Raw genomic sequence first — 23,009 nt, 5'->3', positions numbered from 1 at the left:
CGTTGGCTGCGCTTGCTCACCCCAGTCACATAGTTTTCTATGCTCCTGGGGAATTCGCTCGCTTGCCGCCTTCCTGCAACTCGAATTATTTAGGGTAATACCTTGTGGCCGCAGGCTGTGGTCACTTTTCCTCTTTTAATTCGATAAGCACAGGATAAGCATGCTCGATCCCAATCTGCTGCGTAATGAGCCAGACGCAGTCGCTGAAAAACTGGCACGCCGGGGCTTTAAGCTGGATGTAGATAAGCTGCGCGCTCTTGAAGAGCGTCGTAAAGTTCTGCAGGTACAAACTGAAAATCTGCAGGCAGAGCGTAATTCTCGATCGAAATCCATCGGCCAGGCGAAAGCGCGCGGGGAAGACATTGAGCCATTACGCCTGGAAGTGAACAAACTGGGTGAAGAACTGGATCAGGCGAAAGCCGAGCTTGACGTTCTTCTGGCCGAAATTCGCGATATTGCGCTGGCGATCCCGAACATTCCTGACGACAGCGTGCCTGTAGGTAAAGACGAAAACGACAACGTTGAAGTGAAACGCTGGGGTACGCCTCGCGAGTTCGACTTCGAGGTACGCGATCACGTTACGCTGGGCGAAATGCACGCGGGGCTGGACTTTGCGGCCGCGGTTAAGCTGACCGGCTCACGCTTTGTGGTGATGAAAGGCCAGATTGCCCATCTGCACCGCGCGCTGGCGCAGTTCATGCTGGATCTGCACACTGAACAGCACGGCTACAGTGAAACCTACGTCCCGTATCTGGTTAACCACGATACGCTGTACGGTACGGGCCAGCTGCCGAAATTTGCCGGCGATCTGTTCCATACCCGTCCGCTGGACGAAGAAGCGGACAGCAGCAACTACGCGCTGATCCCGACGGCGGAAGTGCCGCTGACCAACCTGGTACGCGATGAGATCATCGACGAAGACGATCTACCGATCAAACTGACCGCGCACTCTCCGTGCTTCCGTTCTGAAGCGGGTTCTTACGGTCGCGATACCCGCGGTCTGATCCGTATGCACCAGTTCGATAAAGTCGAGATGGTGCAGATCGTGCGTCCGGAAGACTCCATGGATGCGCTGGAAGAGATGACCGGCCACGCGGAGAAAGTGCTGGAGCTGCTCGGCCTGCCGTACCGCCGTATGGCGCTCTGCACGGGCGACATGGGCTTTGGTGCCTGCAAAACCTTCGACCTTGAAGTCTGGGTGCCTGCGCAGAATACCTACCGTGAAATATCCTCCTGCTCTAATGTCTGGGATTTCCAGGCGCGCCGTATGCAGGCACGCTGCCGCAACAAATCCGACAAGAAAACCCGTCTGGTTCACACCCTGAACGGTTCGGGTCTGGCTGTAGGCCGTACGCTGGTTGCCGTGCTGGAAAACTACCAGCAGGCGGACGGCCGTATTGAGATCCCGGAAGTGCTGCGCCCGTATATGAAAGGCCAGCAGTACATCGGCTAACGAAAGCCGTCGTGTAAAAAGCGCCTCCCGGCGCTTTTTTTATGCCCCTCGTTTGATACTAAGCAATAACCCCTCCCTCTAAAGTAGTAATACTTCGGTAGATGATATTTAGCGTAACTCGCTGAAAACGAAGTACTTCGTTATAAATAAAAATATACAGCGGCTGGGGCCGCCTCTCTTTTCTTTGTGAGCAACCAAAGTGAGTTTTTATGAAAATCAAAGCGCCTGATGCATTAATGGCTGCCGAGGTCACTCGCCGTGGGTTAATGAAAACCACGGCAATAGGCGGCCTGGCCGTTGCCAGCAGCGCCTTCACGCTCCCTTTTTCTCGTCTGGCTTCGGCGGCGGATGCACTGTCTCCGTCTGCTGCCCAGGAAAAAGTGGTGTGGAGCGCCTGTACCGTGAACTGCGGAAGCCGCTGTCCACTGCGTATGCATGTGGTGGACGGTGAAATCAAATATGTCGAAACCGATAATACCGGGGATGACAATTACGAAGGGTTACACCAGGTCCGTGCCTGCCTGCGCGGGCGCTCTATGCGCCGTCGGGTCTATAACCCGGACCGTCTGAAGTATCCGATGAAGCGCGTAGGCAAGCGCGGGGAAGGGAAGTTCGAGCGCATCAGCTGGGACGAAGCCTACGACATCATCGCGACCACGATGCAGCGGTTGATCAAAGACTACGGCAACGAGTCCATCTACCTGAACTACGGTACGGGCACGCTGGGCGGCACGATGACCCGTTCATGGCCACCTGGAAAAACGCTTATCGCCCGCCTGATGAACTGCTGTGGCGGTTATCTTAACCATTACGGCGACTACTCTTCAGCGCAGATCGCTGCGGGGCTTAACTACACCTACGGCGGCTGGGCTGACGGCAACAGCCCGTCCGATATCGAAAACAGTAAGCTGGTCGTACTGTTCGGTAATAACCCCGGCGAGACGCGCATGAGCGGCGGTGGGGTAACCTACTATCTTGAGCAGGCGCGCGCCAAATCAAACGCCCGAATGATCATTATCGATCCGCGCTACACCGATACCGGGGCAGGGCGAGAAGATGAATGGATCCCTATTCGTCCGGGCACCGATGCGGCACTGGTCAACGCCCTGGCGTGGGTGATGATCACCGAAAATCTGGTCGATCAGCCTTTCCTTGATAAATACTGCGTCGGCTACGATGAGAAAACCTTGCCTGCCAGCGCGCCGGCCAACGGTCACTATAAAGCCTATATTCTCGGCCAGGGCAGCGACGGCGTGGCGAAAACGCCGGAGTGGGCTTCCACCATCACCGGTATTCCGGCTGAGCGCATTGTTCAACTGGCGCGTGAAATCGGCTCGGCGAAACCGGCCTACATTAGCCAGGGCTGGGGACCACAGCGTCATGCCAACGGTGAAATCGCCACCCGCGCGATCTCTATGCTGTCGATTCTGACGGGCAACGTCGGCATTCACGGCGGTAACTCCGGCGCGCGTGAAGGCTCTTATGAAGTGCCGTTTGAACGTATGCCGACGCTGGACAACCCGGTGCAGACCAGCATCTCCATGTTTATGTGGACCGATGCCATTGAGCGTGGCCCGGAAATGACCGCCCTGCGCGACGGTGTGCGGGGCAAAGACAAGCTGGACGTGCCGATCAAGATGATCTGGAACTACGCCGGAAACTGTCTGATTAACCAGCACTCTGAAATCAACCGCACGCACGAGATCCTGCAGGACGACAAGAAGTGCGAAATGATTGTGGTGATCGACTGCCACATGACCTCGTCGGCGAAATATGCCGACATTCTGCTGCCGGACTGCACCGCCTCCGAGCAGATGGACTTCGCGCTGGACGCCTCATGCGGCAACATGTCCTACGTGATCTTCACCGACCAGGCCATTAAGCCGCGTTTCGAGTGCAAAACCATCTATGAGATGACTACCGGGCTGGCGAAACGCCTGGGCGTGGAGCAGCAGTTTACCGAAGGGCGTACTCAGGAAGGGTGGATGCGCCACCTGCATGAACTGTCCCGCCAGGCCATTCCGGACCTGCCTGACTTCGACACCTTCCGCAAGCAGGGCATGTACAAACAGCGCGACCCGGAAGGGCACCATGTGGCTTACAAAGCCTTCCGTGAAGATCCGCAGGCGAATCCGCTGACCACGCCGTCGGGCAAAATTGAAATTTACTCCGAAGAACTGGCGAAAATTGCCTCCACCTGGGAGCTGCCGGACGGGGATGTTATCGATCCGCTGCCTATCTATACGCCTGGATTCGAAAATTATAACGATCCGCTGACGGCGAAATTCCCGCTGCAGCTGACGGGCTTCCATTACAAAGCCCGCGTTCACTCCACCTATGGCAACGTTGACGTTCTGAAAGCCGCCTGCCGACAGGAGATGTGGATCAACCCGATGGATGCTAAAGCGCGTGGCATCAGCAACGGCGACCGCGTGCGCATCTTCAATGGCCGCGGTGAGGTGCACATTGAGGCCAAAGTCACACCGCGCATGATGCCTGGCGTTGTCGCGCTGGGGGAAGGGGCCTGGTATAGCCCGGATGCAAACCGCATCGACCAGGCAGGCAGTATTAACGTACTGACCACGCAGCGCCCGTCGCCGCTGGCGAAAGGCAACCCGTCCCACACGAACCTTGTTCAGGTTGAAAAGGTGTAAGGAGTAACCGATGACAACCCAGTATGGATTTTTTATTGATTCGAGTCGGTGCACCGGGTGCAAAACCTGCGAGCTGGCCTGTAAGGACTACAAAAACCTCACCCCGGACGTCAGCTTCCGCCGTATATACGAATACGCGGGCGGCGACTGGCAGGAGGATAACGGCGTCTGGCACCAGAATGTGTTTGCGTACTATCTGTCGATTGCCTGTAACCACTGCGAAGACCCGGCCTGTACCAAGGTCTGCCCGAGCGGCGCGATGCACAAGCGTGAGGACGGTTTTGTGGTGGTGGACGAAGATGTCTGTATCGGCTGCCGCTACTGCCACATGGCCTGCCCGTACGGCGCACCGCAGTACAACGCCGCCAAAGGCCACATGACCAAGTGCGACGGCTGCCACACCCGTGTGGCGGACGGCAAAAAGCCGATCTGCGTCGAGTCCTGTCCGCTGCGCGCGCTGGACTTTGGCCCGATTGAGGAGCTGCGTAAAAAGCACGGCCAGCTGGCGGCGGTTGCGCCGCTGCCGTCCGCGCACTTCACCAAGCCGAGCATTGTGATTAAACCTAACGCCAACAGCCGCCCGACCGGGGATACCACCGGCTACCTGGCAAACCCGAAGGAGGTGTGAGATGGGAAGTGGATGGCATGAATGGCCGCTGATGATCTTCACGGTCTTTGGGCAGTGCGTGGCGGGCGGGTTTATCGTGCTCGCGCTGGCGATGTTAAAGGGTAATCTGAATGCTGAACAGCAGCAGCGTCTGGTACTCAGCATGTTTGGCCTGTGGGTGTTGATGGGGATTGGCTTTATCGCCTCTACGCTGCACCTGGGTTCGCCGATGCGCGCGTTTAACTCCCTGAACCGCGTGGGTGCCTCTTCGCTCAGTAACGAGATTGCCAGCGGGGCGATCTTCTTTGCCGTCGGCGGCCTTGGCTGGCTGCTCGCGGCGCTGAAAAAGCTCCCTTCAGGGCTGCGTAACCTGTGGCTTATCGTGACGATGGTGCTCGGCGTTGTGTTCGTCTGGATGATGGTGCGGGTGTATAACACCATCGACACCGTGCCGACGTGGTACAGCGTCTGGACACCGATGAGCTTCTTCCTGACGATGTTTATCGGCGGGCCGATCCTGGGCTTCCTGCTGCTGCGTGTGGCGGGCGTGGATGGCTGGGCAATGCGTCTGCTGCCGGCGGTTTCGCTGCTGGCGCTGGTGGTCAGTGCGATGGTTGCCCTGATGCAGGGCGCTGAACTGGCAACCATTCACAGCTCTATTCAGCAGGCGTCCGCGCTGGTGCCGAATTACGGCACGCTGATGGCCTGGCGTCTGGCGTTGCTGGTGGTTGCGTGCGTATGCTGGATTGCGCCTCAGTTGAAAGGCTATCAGCCTGCGCTGCCGTTGTTGTCGCTGGCCTTCGTGCTGGTGCTGGCAGGGGAGCTCATTGGTCGTGGCGTCTTCTACGGATTGCATATGACCGTGGGTATGGCTATCGCCAGTTAATCATACTCTTCGTTATAAAAAGCCGGGACAGCGTGCCCGGCTTTTCATTTTTCAATCATGAAATTTTTCGACTGTCGTTTGGCTTCGATTTTAGCCATAAATAAATAAAAACAAATACATAATAAAAATTTATAACTCGCCCGGCATGGGCTGGATGAGTTTTTTAAATCGACGAGGAACATATTGTGCGAGCGGCCTGAAACGGCGGATTGACTTTGTTTTTGCCAGTGGCATGATGCGCACGAAATCTGAACTTCCTCACGGTTTTTAATCCATGACCACCTATACCCGGCCAGTGCTCCTGTTGCTCTGTGGCCTGCTTTTGTTGACCCTGGCGATCGCCGTGTTAAACACGCTCGTCCCGCTTTGGCTCGCCCATGAAAACTTACCGACCTGGCAGGTGGGTATGGTTAGCTCGTCTTTTTTTACGGGTAACCTGCTCGGCACGCTGCTTACCGGCAGCCTGATAAAGCGCGTGGGATTTAACCGCAGCTACTATCTGGCCTCGCTGATTTTCGCCGCCGGATGCGCCGGACTGGGCCTGATGGTCGGCTTCTGGAGCTGGATGGCCTGGCGCTTTATCGCGGGCGTCGGCTGCGCGATGATCTGGGTGGTGGTGGAAAGCGCCCTGATGTGCAGCGGCACCTCGCGCAACCGTGGACGCCTGCTGGCGGCCTACATGATGGTCTATTACATCGGTACCGTACTGGGGCAACTGATGGTCAGCAAACTGCCGACCGATCTGGTGAGCGTCCTGCCGTGGGTGACGGGCATGGTCCTGGCTGCGATCCTGCCCCTGCTGTTCACCCGCATCGTGAACCAGCACAGTGAACATCAGGAAGCCACGCACGTCTGGCCGATGCTCAGATTGCGCCAGGCGCGTCTGGGCGTGAACGGCTGTATCATCTCCGGTATTGTGCTTGGCTCGCTCTATGGCCTGATGCCGCTTTATCTTAACCACCAGGGCGTCAGCGACTCCGGCATTGGCTTCTGGATGGCGGTGATGGTCAGCGCAGGCATCGTCGGGCAGTGGCCTGTTGGTCGCCTGGCCGATCGCTTTGGCCGTTTGCTGGTTCTGCGCGTGCAGGTCTTCGTGGTTATCATGGGATGCCTGGCGATGCTCAGCAACGCCGCGATGGCGCCCGCGCTGTTTATCCTGGGCGCAGCGGGCTTTACTCTCTATCCGGTGGCGATGGCCTGGGCCTGTGAAAAGGTCGAGCATCACCAGCTGGTGGCGATGAACCAGGCGCTGCTGCTGAGCTACACCATCGGCAGTTTATTAGGGCCAACCTTTACCGCCATGCTGATGCAAAATTATTCTGACAACCTGCTGTTTATTATGATCGCCAGCGTGTCGTTTATTTATCTGCTCATGCTTTTGCGAAAAGTGGGAGAGCACCCGACGCCGGTTGCCCATGCCTGATGAAATAAAAGCCTGTCGATGACGGGCTTTTTTGTCTCCATCACATATCAGAGTTTTACGCATTGTGTGTTTATTGCGCCAGGCGATAATTCAGGTGAGTTCTATCACTAAAAGGCAGCCATCATGTCTACTCGTCGTCTTACCACTACTGCCCTGGCCGTAGTGTTGTCTTTAACCTTTGCCAGTGCGCCGGTTATGGCCAACCCCGGAAACGGGAATGGAAATGGTCACGGTAATGGGCAAGGCAATAGCGGCAACCATGGGAACGGTAATTCCGGCAACCATGGCAATAAGCACAATAACGATAACCAAAAACCGGGGAAATCGAATAAGAGCGTGAGTGATGATGTCGACGCCCGCGTGAGCTTCGATCATGCCCGTCATCTGGCGTTGAACTACGGTTTGACGGGTTATGATTCACTGCCGCCGGGCATTGCAAAGAACCTCGCGCGCGGTAAACCGCTGCCTCCGGGCATTGCGAAAAAAACGGTACCCGCCTCTATGCTCGGCCAGCTTCCGTCTTATCCCGGATATGAATGGCGGGTGGTGGGGGATGACCTGGTCTTAATTGCGCTCAGCACGGCCATCGTCACGACCATTATTAACGGCGTATTTAAATAGAATACAAAAAGGCCCGGTTTAACCGGGCCTTTTTTTAATACATCACCTTGTGACCGTACTGCTCAAGAATACCTTTGACGCGCTCCATGGTCTCTTTCTTCGGCGGCTTAACGCCATCGAGCTTATACTCTTCACCCATCGCCACCCACTTATGTTTACCCAGCTCGTGATAGGGCAGCAGCTCAATTTTCTCGACGTTGCCCATGTCGCGGGTAAATTCGCCCAGACGATGCGCGGAGTCGTCGTCATCTGACCAGCCCGGCACCACCACATAGCGGATCCAGGTTTTAATACCTTTGCCCGAGATATATTTCGCAAACTCCAGCGTACGGTGGTTGGACACGCCCACCAGGTTCTGGTGGATCTCGTCGTTCATCTGTTTGAGATCGAGCATCACCAGATCGGTCACTTCAAGCAGTTCATCAATGACCGGATCGTAACGGCGCACAAAGCCGTTGGTATCGAGGCAGGTGTGAATGCCTTCTTTACGGCAGGCGCGGAACCAGTCACGCACGAACTCTGCCTGTAGGATCGCCTCGCCGCCGGATGCGGTCACGCCGCCGCCGGACGCGTTCATAAAGTGGCGGTAGGTCACCACCTCTTTCATTAAATCTTCAACGGTGACTTCTTTTCCGCCGTGGGTATCCCACGTGTCGCGGTTGTGGCAGTACAGGCAGCGCATCAGGCAGCCCTGGAAGAAGGTAATAAAGCGGATCCCCGGGCCATCGACGGTGCCACAGGATTCAAAGGAGTGAATGCGACCAATAATTGACATTGCGGTGAGATCTCCGAATTTGGCCCATCCGGGGGCCTATGTAGTTGCACAGCTCAAAGGCTATGTCGAGTCTATTTTGGCTGTTATCCATTAAGTATAGATAGCGGACAAAAGAGACTGATGAAGCGAGGGTGTTAAAAAGGCCCCACTTGCGTGGAGCCTTTATTGTACGCCTTTTAACGCGTGATTTCAGTCAAATCCAGTTACATGGACTGAGTGAAAGTACGGGTGATAACGTCCTGCTGCTGTTCTTTAGTCAGGGAGTTAAAACGTACTGCGTAGCCAGATACGCGGATGGTCAGCTGAGGATATTTCTCAGGGTGTTCCATTGCGTCGAGCAGCATTTCACGGTTCATCACGTTCACGTTCAGGTGCTGACCGCCTTCGATGGACGCTTCGTGGTGGAAGTAACCATCCATCAGACCTGCGAGGTTGGTTTTACGCACTTCGTCGTCTTTACCCAGCGCGTTTGGCACGATGGAGAAGGTATAAGAGATACCATCTTTCGCATAAGCAAACGGCAGTTTAGCAACGGAGGTCAGAGAGGCAACAGCACCTTTCTGGTCACGACCGTGCATTGGGTTAGCACCTGGGCCGAATGGCGCGCCAGCACGACGACCGTCTGGGGTGTTACCGGTTTTCTTACCATACACAACGTTAGAGGTGATGGTCAGAACAGACTGAGTCGGGATAGCGTTACGGTAAGTAGTCAGTTTCTGAATTTTCTTCATGAAACGTTCTACCAGGTCAACCGCCATGTCATCAACGCGAGAGTCGTTGTTACCAAACTGCGGATATTCGCCTTCGATTTCGAAGTCGACAGCCAGACCGTCTTCGTCACGAATTGGTTTAACTTTCGCATATTTGATTGCAGACAGGGAGTCAGCTGCAACAGACAGACCTGCGATACCACATGCCATGGTGCGAACAACGTCACGGTCGTGCAGCGCCATCAGAGAGGCTTCGTAGCTGTACTTGTCGTGCATGTAGTGGATAACGTTCAGGGCAGTCACGTACTGCTTAGCCAGCCAGTCCATGAAGTGATCCATGCGTTCCATCACTTCGTCGAAGTTCAGCACGTCGCCTTTGATTGGCTCAGACTTAGGACCAACCTGCATTTTCAGTTTTTCATCAACGCCGCCGTTGATTGCGTACAGCATGGTTTTCGCCAGGTTTGCACGCGCACCGAAGAACTGCATTTGCTTACCAACAACCATTGGGCTTACGCAGCAAGCGATAGCGTAGTCGTCGTTGTTGAAGTCCGGACGCATCAGGTCATCGTTCTCGTACTGCAGAGAAGAGGTGTCGATGGACACTTTAGCGGCGAATTTCTTGAAGTTCAGAGGCAGTTTTTCAGACCACAGAACGGTGATGTTCGGCTCCGGAGAAGGACCCATGGTGTACAGGGTGTTCAGGAAGCGGAAGCTGTTTTTGGTTACCAGGGTACGGCCATCAACGCCCATACCGCCGATAGATTCGGTTGCCCAGATTGGGTCACCAGAGAACAGCTCATCATATTCTGGGGTACGCAGGAAGCGAACCATACGCAGTTTCATGACCAGGTGGTCAATCATTTCCTGAGCGTCTTGCTCGGTGATTTTGCCAGCTTTGATGTCGCGTTCGATGTATGCATCCAGGAAGGTGGATACACGGCCGAAGGACATGGCTGCACCGTTCTGAGACTTAACTGCGGCCAGGTAGCCGAAGTAGGTCCACTGGATAGCTTCCTGAGCGTTAGTCGCAGGACCAGAGATATCGCAGCCGTATTTCGCTGCCATTTCTTTGATCTGACCCAGTGCACGATGCTGTTCAGCAATCTCTTCGCGCAGACGGATAGTCGCTTCCAGGTTTACGCCGTTTTCCAGATCAGACTGCAGGGAAACAAACTGCGCGTATTTGTCTTTCATCAGGAAGTCGATACCGTACAGCGCAACGCGACGGTAGTCACCGATGATACGGCCACGGCCATACGCATCTGGCAGACCGGTCAGAACGCCAGACTTACGGCAGTTCAGAATGTCTTTGGTGTAAACATCGAATACGCCCTGGTTGTGGGTTTTGCGGTATTCGGTGAAGATTTTTTTCAGCATTGGGTCCAGCTCGCGGTTATACGCTTTGCAGGAACCTTCAACCATTTTGATACCACCGAACGGGATAATCGCACGTTTCAGTGGCGCTTCAGTTTGCAGACCAACGATTTTCTCAAGGGCTTTGTTGATGTAGCCAGCATCGTGAGAAGTGATGGTGGAAGCAACGGAGGTGTCAAAATCAACTGGCGCATGAGTGCGGTTTTCCAGTTTAACGCCTTCCATTACGCTGTCCCACAGCTTGGTGGTCGCGTCAGTTGCGCCAGCCAGGAAGGATTCGTCACCTTCATACGGGGTATAGTTTTTCTGAATGAAGTCACGGACGTTTACTTCATTCTGCCAGTCACCTTTAGTAAAACCTTCCCAGGCTGTGGCTAACTTTTCATTAAGCTCGGACATGTAACACCTACCTTCTTAAGTGGATTTTTTATTTACTGCCTGAGGAAACCATTAATGATGGTCGCCGCCACGCAGGTAAATGACCCAGTATGTCAACCCAACTAATAAACCCCCACCGATAATGTTCCCTATAGTGACTGGGATCAGGTTATCAGTAATGAAATTCATAATAGTCAGGTGAGAGAAACTATCCGGGGTTGAACCAACTGCAGTCCAAAACTCCGGGCTCGCAAAGTTGCGGATTACGATACCCATCGGGATCATAAACATGTTCGCGATACTGTGCTCAAAGCCGCTGGCAACAAACATCGCAACCGGCAGAACCATAATCATGGCTTTGTCCATCAGGCTACGACCCGAGTAGCTCATCCATACAGCCAGGCAGACCATCAGGTTAGCCAGGATGCCGAGAGCAACGGCTTCGATAAATGTGTGATGCATTTTGTGGTCGGCGGTTTGCAGGACGTTCAAGCCCCAGCCGCCGTTGGCGGTCATGTACTCGCCAGAGAGCCACATCAACAGAACAAAGAGCAGACAGCCAATCAGGTTGCCAACGTAGACGTTTAGCCAGTTGATTGCCAGTTGACCCCAGGTAATTCGTCCGCTGGCTTTCGCCACAACAATCAGCACCGTCGAGGTGAAGAGGTCGGCGCCGCAGATGACGCAGAGGATAAGACCCAGTGAGAAGCAGATACCGCCAATCAGTTTGGCTATGCCGAAAGGCATGGCAGCAGTACCGGTAGTGGCAGTGATGTAGAAGACGAAGGCGATTGAGATGAACACACCGGCCGTGATCGCCAGATAGAACGTCTTCATCGGGTGCTTCGTTGCTTTATAGACGCCCGCTTCCTCGGCAACTTTTGCCATCGCAGCAGGGAGTAAAAGATCAAAAGGGTTGTCAGCTTTCACACTAACTCTCTCTTTATTAAGTCGGCGACGAGATACTAACAAAGCATTATAGAAGAGAAATTGATATAGATCATATCTCGCCTGGCTTATAGGCCCGCCATGTGTATGGTTTTACAGCAAAAGCGGAGTAAGTATTTGATTATCCGTATAAAAATAAATTTTAAAAGTTACAAAAAGAGTTGAGTTTTTTTGGTTCACCCCCTCTGAAACGGTTAATTAAAATGGAGTATTTGCCATAATAAGTAACAGTAATACCCAGGTAAGTATTCATATATTTACCCGTATTTAACTTAATTATTACATTCAAACATCATTGCTTATAAAATAAAAAAACGGGGCAATGAAATTGCCCCGTAATATAGCCCAGACGACAGAATACGCCTACTGCCAATAATGTGATATGCGCTTATTTTGACCAGTACGCCGCTTTGGCTTTCTGCAGCTTCTCATAGGCTTTCAACAGCGACTGATGTGCAGGGAAGGCGTGAAGATCGCTGTCGACAGCCTGCAAACCGTAGAATGGCTCTTCACCGCTCAGCGCCGCGCTGGCCGCTTCAACCGCCTCTGCGCCGTACATACGCACGAAGGCATTAAGATATTGCAGCGGCTCGCGGTCTTCTTCCTGAGAGAGCAGCAGCAGCGTCTGCAGGCAGCGGTAGTAATTGGTGCGCTCGGCAGAGAATACGGACTGGTTGAATTCCATGGTCCATTCCGTCCACGCAAGAGCCTGATCCAGATCGCCCCCCGCCAGCGCCAGCATTGCCTTCAGCTCGCCAATGCGCAGGGTATACCAGCCGTTGTCTTTTCCGGTTGCCAGACCCAGCAGTTCACGCACGCGGGTAAAGTCATCGTGACCTTCTTCGTCCAGCTGGGCGATCAGGTTCAGATAATCTTCTTTCTCCCACTCGCTGCCCGGCAGGGACAGCAGCGTTTCACGCAGGTGTGCGCCCATGCTGTTATTTGCCAGCCACAGATCTTCTGCCGGATAGATGTCGGACATGCCCGGAACAATAATGCGGCACGCGTATACGCTCAGGTGTTCGTAATCCGCAATGTAAACGTCCTGGTCTTCCGCTTTAAAGATGGCCATCAGGGTGGCGAACTCTTCTTCCGTGGTGCCAGCAAAGCTCCAGTCCACGAACGGATAGTCTGCGTCCTGCTTAAACATGTCCCAGGAGATCAGGCCACTGGAGTCGATGAAGTGCGTTTCGAGATTGGTGTGTTCGGCCACTTCTTCGTCATCAAACGTAGGCGGTGTGAACACGTCCAGATCTTTCAGGCTACGGCCCTGCAGCAGCTCGGTTACCGTACGCTCCAGCGCCACGCCGAAGTCCGGGTGAGCACCGAAGGAGGCGAAGCAGGTTCCGTTTGCCGGGTTAAACAGCACCACGCAGATAACCGGATACTTGCCGCCCAGCGAGCCATCGTAGGCAAAGATAGGGAAACCTTCCGCTTCGAGTTTGGCGATGGATTCCACCACGCCCGGATAACGCGCCAGCACATCGGCCGGGATTTCAGGCAGGCTGATAGATTCGGCAATAATGCGGTTTTTAATATGGCGTTCAAACACTTCAGACAGACCCTGAACGCGCGCTTCGTTGCGGGTGTTCCCGGCGGACATCCCGTTGGATACGTACAGGTTGCCGACGATGTTCATCGGAATATAGACGGTCTGTTCATCCGACTGGCGGGTGAACGGCAGGGCGCAGATCCCACGATCTTCATTACCTGACTGCAGATCGATCAGCATGCTGGCGGTCAGTTCGTTTTCCGGATCGTAAAACGCACGCAGGCGCGCATCCAGAATGCCCTCCGGCAGTGCGTCGTCTTCGGTCAGCGGGAACCATTTTTCGTTCGGATAGTGTACGAACGGGCCATTGGCAATGGTTTCGCCCAGCCAGAAATCGGCGAAAAAGTAGTTGGTCGACAGACGTTCAAAATACTCACCCAGCGCAGAGGCCAGTGCCGCTTTTTTGGTCGCACCTTTACCGTTGGTAAAGCACAGCGCACAGTCTTTGTCGCGAATATGGACGGACCAGACGTGAGGCACCGGGTTCAGCCAGGAGGCTTCTTCGATATTAAAGCCCAGGTCGGTCAGTTTCTGCTGGAAGCGAGCGATGGAATCTTCCAGAGCGGCGTCTTTGCCGGGGATAAACGTTTGAGTCATGGCGTTCACTTTTATCGTACGTAAAGCGCGCAATGATACGGGTTTTGCGTGACGGGTGCTATCTTCGGCGAAAATAAAAGGCTGGACTATGCTTAGAGTCAGTAACCTACTGTTAAGGCATAGAAAAATGAAAGCATTTGATCTCCAGCGGATGGCGTTTGATAAAGTTCCTCCCGAGTTTTTAGGCGAAGTGGCGCTGCGCAGCCTCTATACCTTTGTGTTGGTCTTTCTGTTTCTCAAAATCACTGGCCGCCGCGGCGTCCGCCAGATGTCGCTCTTTGAGGTGCTGATCATCCTGACGCTCGGCTCGGCGGCGGGGGACGTGGCCTTTTATGACGATGTCCCCATGGTGCCGGTGTTTATCGTCTTCCTCTCGCTTGCCCTGCTGTACCGGCTGGTGATGTGGCTGATGTCGAAAAGCGAAAAGCTGGAAGATCTGTTTGAAGGCAAGCCGGTGGTTATCGTGGAAGAAGGGCAACTGGCGTGGGAAAAAGTGCAACGCGCCAACATGACGGAATTTGAATTCTTCATGGAGCTGCGTCTGAGCAGCGTCGAGCAGCTTGGCCAGGTCCGGCTGGCTATTATGGAAACCAACGGGCAAATCAGCGTTTACTATTATTCTGACGATGAGGTTAAGCCCGGTCTGTGTATCTTGCCTGATAATTTAATAGAGCGATTTACCACCGTGCCCGACGCCGGAGCATATGCCTGCATAAAATGCAGCCATGTGATTACGATGCAGGCAGGTTCTCATCAATTATGTCCGCGCTGTGCCAATCCAGAATGGACCAGGGTTAGCAGGGCTAAACGTATCACCTGACAGCCATTTTGTCGGTTTCTTATGACCAGGGTGGCAGATTGTTTTGTGTGACGGCGGACACATTTTACCGCTCGTCAGTTTTAGACATTGCGGCGCGTGTCACTGAATGATAAAACCGATATCCACAGTTATAACTTATGGCTTTTAGCGTGGTGAGGGGAAATGACTCAAGTCTTTAATTTCAGTTCAGGTCCGGCAATGTTACCGGCGGATGTACTCAAGCAGGCTCAGCAGGACCTGTGTGACTGGAACGGTCTGGGTACGTCGGTGATGGAGATCAGCCACCGTGGTAAAGAATTTATTCAGGTGGCCGAAGAGGCAGAAAAGGATTTTCGCGATCTGCTGAACATCCCCTCGAACTACAAAGTATTGTTCTGCCACGGCGGGGGACGCGGTCAGTTTGCTGGCGTTCCGCTCAATATTCTGGGCGACAAAACGACCGCTGACTACGTTGATGCGGGATACTGGGCTGCCAGCGCGGTGAAAGAGGCGCATAAATACTGCACCCCAAACGTCATCGACGCCAAAGTGACCGTTGACGGCCTGCGTGCCGTGAAGCCAATGAGCGAATGGCAGCTCTCCCGCGATGCGGCTTACCTTCACTACTGCCCGAATGAAACCATTGACGGCATCGCCATTCACGAAGAGCCAGATTTCGGCGAAAACGTGGTCGTGGCGGCGGATTTCTCCTCCACCATTCTCTCCTCACCGCTGGATATCAGCCGCTACGGCGTGATTTACGCCGGTGCGCAGAAGAATATCGGTCCTGCTGGCCTGACGCTGGTTATCGTGCGGGAAGACCTGCTCGGAAAAGCGCATAAAGCCTGCCCGTCGATTCTGGACTACACCGTCCTGAACGATAACGATTCGATGTTCAACACCCCGCCGACCTTTGCCTGGTACCTCTCTGGCCTGGTCTTCAAATGGCTGAAACAGAACGGCGGCGTGGCGCAGATGGACAAAATCAACCAGCAGAAAGCCGAACTGCTGTATGGCGTCATTGATAAGAGCGACTTCTACCGCAACGACGTCGCAAAAGCCAACCGCTCCCGCATGAACGTGCCGTTCCAGCTGGCGGACAACGGCCTGGATAAGCTTTTCCTGGAAGAGTCCTTTGCTGCAGGCCTGCACGCGCTGAAAGGCCACCGTGTTGTTGGCGGCATGCGTGCCTCCATTTATAACGCCATGCCGCTGGAAGGCGTTCAGGCGCTGACCGACTTCATGATTGACTTCGAACGTCGTCACGGTTAATTGCACCGTTTTTCACCCCCGTAGCCTGGCTGCGGGGTTTTTATTCAGTTGAGTTGAGAGTTAAGTTTCATGGAATCCCTGACGTTACAACCTATCGCGCGGGTAGATGGCACCATCAATCTGCCTGGTTCAAAAAGTGTCTCGAACCGCGCTCTGCTGCTGGCAGCTCTGGCAAACGGCACCACCGTCCTCACGAATCTGCTGGACAGCGATGACGTGCGCCATATGCTCAATGCGCTGAAAGCGTTGGGAGTTCACTACACGCTCTCCGAAGACCGTACCCGCTGTGACGTCACCGGCAACGGCGGCGCGTTACGCTCGTCTGAGGCGCTGGAACTGTTTCTCGGCAACGCCGGGACGGCAATGCGCCCGCTGGCGGCGGCGCTGTGTCTCGGCAGTGGCGACGTTGTGCTGACCGGCGAGCCGCGCATGAAAGAGCGTCCGATTGGTCATCTGGTGGATGCCCTGCGTCAGGGCGGCGCGCAGATTGACTATCTGGAGCAGGAAAATTATCCGCCGCTGCGTCTGCGCGGAGGTTTCACCGGCGGTCATGTTGAGGTTGACGGCAGCGTGTCAAGCCAGTTCCTGACGGCACTGCTGATGACCGCGCCGCTGGCACCGCAGGACACGACGATTGTCATCAAAGGTGACCTGGTCTCTAAGCCCTACATCGATATCACGCTGCACCTGATGAAGACCTTCGGTGTTGAGGTCGACAACCAGTCGTATCAGCGTTTCGTGGTGCGCGGTGCGCAGCAGTATCAGTCGCCGGGCCACTATCTCGTTGAAGGGGATGCCTCGTCAGCCTCCTATTTCCTGGCGGCGGGCGCGATTAAAGGCGGCACCGTAAAAGTCACCGGTATTGGCCGCAACAGCGTGCAGGGCGATATTCGTTTTGCTGACGTGCTGGAGAAAATGGGCGCGGTTGTGACCTGGGGAGAGGATTTTATCGCCTGCACCCACGGTGAACTGAACGCCATTGATATGGACATGAACCACATTCCGGATGCGGCGATGACCATTGCGACGGCGGCGCTGTTTGCCAAAGGCACCACGACGTTACGTAACATCTACAACTGGCGCGTGAAAGAGACCGACCGCCTGTTTGCAATGGCGACCGAGCTGCGTAAAGTGGGCGCAACGGTTGAAGAGGGGGAAGATTACATTCGCGTCACACCGCCGGCAACGCTGCAATTCGCCGAGATTGGGACTTACAACGATCACCGCATGGCGATGTGCTTCTCGCTGGTGGCGCTGTCCGATACGCCGGTCACCATCCTCGATCCGAAATGCACAGCAAAAACCTTCCCGGACTATTTCGAACAGCTGGCCCGCATAAGCACGCTGGCCTGATAACGTTCTGCCGCATCTCCCGATGCGGCATTTCCTTACGCTTTCTGACACGCATTCCCGTCCATTTCTTCTACACTCTGCTTCATTAATTCCGTAATTTGCACGCAAAGGTAACAGTTGCGTACATTGGCGCGTATAATGCGCGGCGTTTATGTTAACGGTATGCCTTTATTAAGGAGAAAACGATGACGGCAGTTGCCCCGGTAATCACCATTGATGGGCCTAGTGGCGCAGGGAAAGGGACCTTGTGCAAAGCGATGGCAGAAGCCTTGCAATGGCATCTTTTAGATTCGGGAGCAATCTATCGCGTGCTGGCTCTGGCTGCACTGCATCACCATGTGGATGTTGCCTCAGAAGAGGCCCTGGTTCCCCTGGCTGCGCATCTGGATGTCCGTTTTGTCTCAACCAACGGCAACCTTGAAGTGATCCTTGAAGGGGAAGACGTCAGCGGTGAAATCCGCACCCAGGACGTCGCGAATGCGGCCTCTCAGGTCGCCGCGTTCCCACGCGTACGCGAAGCACTGCTGCGTCGCCAGCGAGGTTTCCGTGAAGCCCCTGGGCTGATCGCTGACGGACGTGACATGGGAACGGTAGTTTTCCCTGATGCACCAGTGAAGATTTTCCTTGATGCCTCTTCGGAAGAACGTGCTCAACGCCGCATGCTTCAGTTGCAGGAAAAGGGGTTTAGTGTTAACTTTGATCGCCTTTTATCCGAGATAAAAGAGCGCGATGACCGCGATCGTAACCGCGCCGTCGCCCCACTTGTTCCCGCAGAAGACGCATTAGTGCTGGATTCAACCAGTTTAACTATTGAGCAAGTGATTGAAAAAGCGCTACAATATGCGCGCCAGAAACTGGCACTCGCGTAATCGCGACAGAATTTGTAGTACCCCCGCTGCAATGGATTGTGAGCGGGTATGTGAAACAACCCCATCCGGCATGAAGCCAGGTGGACGTTAAATCTAACTCTGAAGATTAAACATGACTGAATCTTTTGCTCAACTATTTGAAGAATCTTTAAAAACAATCGAAACCCGTCCGGGTTCCATCGTTCGTGGCGTTGTTGTCTCTATCGACAAAGACGTAGTTCTGGTTGATGCGGGTCTGAAATCTGAATCTGCAATTCCTGCAGAGCAGTTCAAAAACGCAGCCGGCGAACTGGAAATTCAGGTCGGTGACGAAGTTGACGTTGCGCTGGACGCAGTAGAAGACGGCTTCGGCGAAACCCTGCTGTCCCGTGAAAAAGCTAAGCGTCACGAAGCTTGGATCACGCTGGAAAAAGCTTACGAAGAAGCTGAAACTGTGGTTGGTGTTATCAACGGCAAAGTTAAAGGTGGCTTCACTGTTGAGCTGAACGGTATTCGTGCGTTCCTGCCAGGTTCACTGGTAGACGTTCGTCCAGTCCGTGACACCCTGCACCTGGAAGGCAAAGAGCTTGAGTTCAAAGTAATCAAGCTGGACCAGAAGCGTAACAACGTTGTTGTATCCCGTCGTGCCGTTATCGAATCCGAAAACAGCGCAGAACGCGATCAGCTGCTGGAAAACCTGCAGGAAGGCATGGAAGTCAAAGGTATCGTTAAGAACCTCACTGACTACGGCGCATTCGTTGACCTGGGCGGCGTTGATGGCCTGCTGCACATCACCGACATGGCGTGGAAACGCGTTAAGCACCCAAGCGAAATCGTGAACGTGGGCGACGAAATCACTGTTAAAGTGCTGAAGTTCGACCGCGAGCGTACTCGTGTATCCCTCGGCCTGAAACAGCTGGGCGAAGATCCATGGGTAGCTATCGCTAAGCGTTACCCAGAAGGTACTAAACTGACTGGTCGCGTTACCAACCTGACTGACTACGGCTGCTTCGTTGAAATCGAAGAAGGCGTTGAAGGTCTGGTGCACGTTTCCGAAATGGACTGGACCAACAAAAACATCCACCCATCCAAAGTTGTTAACGTTGGTGATGTAGTGGAAGTGATGGTTCTGGATATCGACGAAGAACGTCGTCGTATCTCCCTGGGCCTGAAACAGTGCAAAAACAACCCATGGCAGCAGTTCGCGGAAACTCACAACAAGGGCGACCGTGTTGAAGGTAAAATCAAGTCTATCACTGACTTCGGTATCTTCATCGGCCTGGACGGCGGCATCGATGGCCTGGTTCACCTGTCTGACATCTCCTGGAACGTTGCAGGCGAAGAAGCAGTACGTGAATTCAAGAAAGGCGACGAAATCGCTGCAGTTGTTCTGCAGGTTGACGCAGAACGTGAGCGTATCTCCCTGGGCGTTAAACAGCTCGCAGAAGATCCGTTCAACAACTGGGTTGCACTGAACAAGAAAGGCGCAATCGTAAACGGTAAAGTGACTGCAGTTGACGCTAAAGGCGCAACCGTAGAACTGGCTGACGGCGTTGAAGGTTACCTGCGCGCTTCCGAAGCTTCACGTGACCGCGTTGAAGATGCAACTCTGGTTCTGAGCGTTGGTGACGACGTTGAAGCTAAGTTCACCGGTGTTGACCGTAAGAACCGTGCAATCAGCCTGTCTGTTCGTGCGAAAGACGAAGCTGATGAGAAAGATGCAATCGCAACTGTTAACAAACAGGAAGATGCAAACTTCTCTAACAACGCAATGGCTGAAGCTTTCAAAGCAGCTAAAGGCGAGTAATATCAGGTTCTCTCCTTCTCTTGACCTGTAAAGCATTTACAGCGCAAAGGATGTGAGGCGGACTTGACAGATTGCAGGATTCATCCTGTAATCAATAACAAAGGGCGGCTACGGCCGCCCTTGTTTAATGAGCTGTTAAGCTAATTGGTTTGAAAGGAACCGGAGGAATCATGACCAAGTCAGAATTGATTGAAAGACTTGCCAGTCAGCAACCGCATATCCCTGCCAAGGCAGTGGAAGATGCCGTAAAAGAGATGCTGGAGCATATGGCCACCACTCTTGCCCAGGGCGAGCGCATTGAAATCCGCGGTTTCGGTAGTTTTTCTCTGCACTATCGTGCACCACGTACCGGGCGTAACCCGAAGACGGGCGATAAAGTTGAGCTGGAAGGCAAGTACGTTCCACACTTTAAGCCGGGTAAAGAGCTGCGCGATCGCGCCAATATTTACGGTAACTGAGTTTAGCCATCGGGTTAAACTGGGTTTAAAAGAAAGCACCTGCGGGTGCTTTTTTTGTTTTTCTCGCCTTAGATTCTGAAGGCGTGTCGCAACGCTTTCTGTCCTTCCTGCAAACGCGTGAAAAAGTTTACAGCGAGGGCTGTAAAGTGCATTTTTTCTGTCTGACCACGCCCTGAACTGCCCGCATACTTCCCAAAACAGGGAGGGACATGTGGGAATATCCGTCATCAGCGTCTGCGCCATTCTGGCCATTATTCCATTGTATTGGTTACCCGTACTGCCAGGGCTTCATAGCGTCTGGGTGCTGATTGCGGCCGGGGCAGCACTTGGCGTTCAGAAAAAAAATGCACTGAAACTAACGGGGGCAGGTTTACTCTTTTTTTGCTGGGGCATCCTCGCCGCGCAAGAAAGCGTCTGGCCTATGGCACATTTAACCACGGGGCCACAGCAGGCCGAGGTGATGATCACTGCCACCGATGGGGCAACGATGCATCAGGGAAAGATCGTTACCCTGAACGGAAAACGCTGGTGGGCCTCAACGGGTATCACGCTTTATGGAAACTATCTGCCGCAGCCTGTGTGCGTTGGACAGCGCTGGGCCATGACGCTTCGTCTGCGGGCGGTGCATGGTGAGCTGAACGATGGCGGGTATGACACGCAGCAAAGCGCCATTGCCCGCCATCAAACGCTGAGCGGGCGGTTTACTCAGGCCACAATCGTCGACGCGCATTGCAGTTTACGCGCAACCTATCTCACATCACTGCAAAACAGGCTCACATCCTATGTATGGGGGCCGGTAATGTTGGGGTTGGGTATGGGAGAGCGGCTTAACGTCACGCGCGAAATAAAGGACCTGATGCGTGAGACAGGGACGCTGCATCTAATGGCGATATCAGGATTGCACATTGCGCTGGCGGCATCCCTCTTCTGGTTGCTCGCCCGGGGAATTCAGTTTTTATTACCGGTGCATCTGATCCACTGGCAGGGACCGGTGCTGGCGGGGCTGCTCTTCGCTGTGTTTTACTCGTGGCTCACCGGCATGCAGCCGCCCGCATTGCGAACGGCTGTTTCGCTTGCCGTGCTCGCCGCGCTGCGAATGAGTGGCCGCCAGTGGTCCTCCTGGCAGGTCTGGCTGAGCTGTGTCGCGATGATTTTGATCCTCGACCCGCTGGCCGTGCTGTCACAAAGCTTTGCGCTGTCGGCTTTTGCCGTAGCCGCGTTAATTTTCTGGTTCCAGTGGCTGCCGTTGCCAGACTGGCGCTGGAGCCGTCGGTTACGCCCAATCGTGAATCTGGTTCATCTGCAGGCGGGAATGCTGGTGCTGCTTCTGCCGCTGCAGGTATTGATATTTCACGGCGTGAGTCTCTCCTCGCTGGTGGCAAACCTTTTTGCCGTGCCGCTGGTGACGTTTGTTTCGGTCCCGTTGATTCTGCTCGGCATGGCACTGCATTTACTTCCGCTGACCTCGCTGGAAACCATAATCTGGTTTGCCGCGGATAAATCCCTCGGTGTGCTCTTCTGGCTGTTAATGCGCTTGCCGGATGGCTGGCAGGGGGTCGATCAGCGCTGGCAATATCTCACCTTATTCCCCTGGTTTGCCCTGATTGGGTGGCGTTTCCGTGCATGGCGTGCTGTTCCCGCGGTGTGTCTGACCACAAGCGTGATGCTGGCGTTTCCACTCTGGCGCACGGATAAAAACGCGGGCTGGACCCTGCATATGCTGGATGTCGGACAGGGGCTGGCGTTGGTGGTGGAACGTCACGGCAAAGCGATCCTGTACGATACAGGTCTCGCCTGGCCCGGGGGAGACAGCGCCCAGCAGCTCATTATTCCCTGGCTACGCTGGCATAACCTGAAACCAGAAGGGATCGTCCTCAGCCACGAGCACCTCGATCACGCTGGAGGGTTAGCATCTTTGCAGAAAACGTGGCCACAGCTGTGGGTCAGAAGCCCGTTGGGGTGGGCCGGACATCTTCCGTGCTTTCGTGGGCAGCGGTGGCAGTGGCAGGGCTTAATCTTTACCGTGCACTGGCCTCCGGCGGGCTTTGTGGGGAAGGGCAATAATCGCTCCTGCGTTGTTAAAATTGATGATGGTGAGCAAAGCGTGCTTCTGACAGGGGATATTGAGGCAGCGTCTGAACAGGCGATGCTGAGCCATCGCTGGCGCGATCTTACGTCTACACTGATTCAGGTACCTCACCATGGCAGTAATACATCGTCATTTGCCCCCATGGTGCAGCGTGTTGAAGGCAAAATAGCGTTAGCTTCTGCGGCGCGTTATAACGCCTGGCATTTTCCTTCAGCGAAAGTGGTCAGGCGCTACAGGAAAGAGGGATATGCCTGGTTTGACACGCCGCATTCCGGGCAAATTTCGGTAACATTTTCGCTACATGGCACGCAAATCCGACGGTTACGGGATGGCTGTTTACCTCGTTGGTATCATCAGTGGTTTGGCGTGCGCGTAGATAACGGGTAGAATATGCGGCTATTT

General features: G+C 54.3%; 17 protein-coding genes. 13 read left to right on the top strand and 4 right to left on the bottom strand.

Going from position 1 to position 23,009, the window contains the following annotated elements:
• Positions 1-160: 160 nt before the first annotated feature.
• The 6 genes from serS (at position 161) to FFS28_RS05000 (ending at position 7,644) form a co-directional block, all read left to right on the top strand.
• Positions 161-1,453, top strand: coding sequence for a serine--tRNA ligase (gene serS, locus FFS28_RS05025; protein WP_137848951.1), 1,293 nt, complete (start codon positions 161-163; stop codon positions 1,451-1,453).
• 209 nt (positions 1,454-1,662) lie between these two features.
• Positions 1,663-4,107, top strand: a complete 2,445-nt coding sequence (gene dmsA, locus FFS28_RS05020; protein ID WP_137848950.1) for a dimethylsulfoxide reductase subunit A — start codon at positions 1,663-1,665, stop codon at positions 4,105-4,107.
• A gap of 10 nt (positions 4,108-4,117) precedes the next feature.
• Positions 4,118-4,735 (top strand): DMSO/selenate family reductase complex B subunit, encoded by a 618-nt coding sequence (locus FFS28_RS05015; RefSeq protein WP_058609238.1) that lies wholly within the window; start codon positions 4,118-4,120, stop codon positions 4,733-4,735.
• Position 4,736: 1 nt separating this feature from the next.
• A complete protein-coding gene (locus FFS28_RS05010; RefSeq protein WP_042319441.1) occupies positions 4,737-5,600 on the top strand; it encodes a dimethyl sulfoxide reductase anchor subunit family protein in 864 nt (287 codons plus the stop codon).
• Between the two features lie 274 nt (positions 5,601-5,874).
• Positions 5,875-7,023 (top strand): MFS transporter, encoded by a 1,149-nt coding sequence (locus FFS28_RS05005; protein ID WP_006174438.1) that lies wholly within the window; start codon positions 5,875-5,877, stop codon positions 7,021-7,023.
• Between the two features lie 123 nt (positions 7,024-7,146).
• The gene (locus FFS28_RS05000) at positions 7,147-7,644 is read left to right on the top strand and encodes an anti-virulence regulator CigR family protein (RefSeq protein ID WP_042319443.1); all 498 of its coding nucleotides are present in this window, start codon (positions 7,147-7,149) and stop codon (positions 7,642-7,644) included.
• Between the two features lie 34 nt (positions 7,645-7,678).
• Here FFS28_RS05000 and pflA read toward each other — a convergent pair whose 3' ends face one another.
• From pflA to ycaO, 4 genes are all read right to left on the bottom strand, one after another.
• Complete coding sequence (gene pflA / locus FFS28_RS04995) at positions 7,679-8,419, bottom strand: pyruvate formate lyase 1-activating protein (RefSeq protein WP_137848949.1); 741 nt, start codon at positions 8,417-8,419, stop codon at positions 7,679-7,681.
• A gap of 203 nt (positions 8,420-8,622) precedes the next feature.
• Positions 8,623-10,905 (bottom strand): formate C-acetyltransferase, encoded by a 2,283-nt coding sequence (gene pflB / locus FFS28_RS04990; protein WP_137848948.1) that lies wholly within the window; start codon positions 10,903-10,905, stop codon positions 8,623-8,625.
• A 51-nt stretch (positions 10,906-10,956) separates the two neighbouring features.
• Positions 10,957-11,814: a formate transporter FocA gene (gene focA / locus FFS28_RS04985; protein WP_042319447.1), complete on the bottom strand. Its 858-nt coding sequence runs from the start codon at positions 11,812-11,814 to the stop codon at positions 10,957-10,959.
• Between the two features lie 406 nt (positions 11,815-12,220).
• Positions 12,221-13,981, bottom strand: coding sequence for a 30S ribosomal protein S12 methylthiotransferase accessory factor YcaO (gene ycaO / locus FFS28_RS04980; protein ID WP_101737954.1), 1,761 nt, complete (start codon positions 13,979-13,981; stop codon positions 12,221-12,223).
• A gap of 127 nt (positions 13,982-14,108) precedes the next feature.
• On the opposite strand from ycaO, the gene FFS28_RS04975 reads away from it, so the two are divergent.
• The 7 genes from FFS28_RS04975 to FFS28_RS04945 all read left to right on the top strand — a co-directional run bounded on the left by FFS28_RS04975 (position 14,109) and on the right by FFS28_RS04945 (position 22,994).
• Positions 14,109-14,801 carry a DUF421 domain-containing protein gene (locus FFS28_RS04975; RefSeq protein WP_137848947.1) on the top strand — a complete coding sequence of 231 codons (693 nt, stop codon included), beginning with the start codon at positions 14,109-14,111 and terminating at the stop codon, positions 14,799-14,801.
• Positions 14,802-14,963: 162 nt separating this feature from the next.
• Positions 14,964-16,052: a 3-phosphoserine/phosphohydroxythreonine transaminase gene (serC, locus tag FFS28_RS04970; protein ID WP_137848946.1), complete on the top strand. Its 1,089-nt coding sequence runs from the start codon at positions 14,964-14,966 to the stop codon at positions 16,050-16,052.
• A 69-nt stretch (positions 16,053-16,121) separates the two neighbouring features.
• On the top strand, positions 16,122-17,405 hold the full coding sequence (gene aroA, locus FFS28_RS04965) for a 3-phosphoshikimate 1-carboxyvinyltransferase (protein WP_058609233.1): 1,284 nt from the start codon (positions 16,122-16,124) through the stop codon (positions 17,403-17,405).
• A gap of 185 nt (positions 17,406-17,590) precedes the next feature.
• Positions 17,591-18,274, top strand: coding sequence for a (d)CMP kinase (gene cmk / locus FFS28_RS04960; protein ID WP_137848945.1), 684 nt, complete (start codon positions 17,591-17,593; stop codon positions 18,272-18,274).
• 112 nt (positions 18,275-18,386) lie between these two features.
• Positions 18,387-20,060 carry a 30S ribosomal protein S1 gene (rpsA, locus tag FFS28_RS04955; RefSeq protein WP_137848944.1) on the top strand — a complete coding sequence of 558 codons (1,674 nt, stop codon included), beginning with the start codon at positions 18,387-18,389 and terminating at the stop codon, positions 20,058-20,060.
• Between the two features lie 170 nt (positions 20,061-20,230).
• On the top strand, positions 20,231-20,518 hold the full coding sequence (ihfB, locus tag FFS28_RS04950) for an integration host factor subunit beta (RefSeq protein ID WP_003858233.1): 288 nt from the start codon (positions 20,231-20,233) through the stop codon (positions 20,516-20,518).
• 211 nt (positions 20,519-20,729) lie between these two features.
• Complete coding sequence (locus tag FFS28_RS04945; protein WP_137848943.1) at positions 20,730-22,994, top strand: ComEC family protein; 2,265 nt, start codon at positions 20,730-20,732, stop codon at positions 22,992-22,994.
• Positions 22,995-23,009 lie beyond the last annotated feature (15 nt).

The sequence above is a fragment of the Enterobacter sp. 2VL genome (genome assembly GCF_005503595.1).
In the GTDB taxonomy this organism is placed as follows: domain Bacteria; phylum Pseudomonadota; class Gammaproteobacteria; order Enterobacterales; family Enterobacteriaceae; genus Enterobacter; species Enterobacter cancerogenus.
This window is presented reverse-complemented; position numbering and strand designations above follow the sequence as displayed.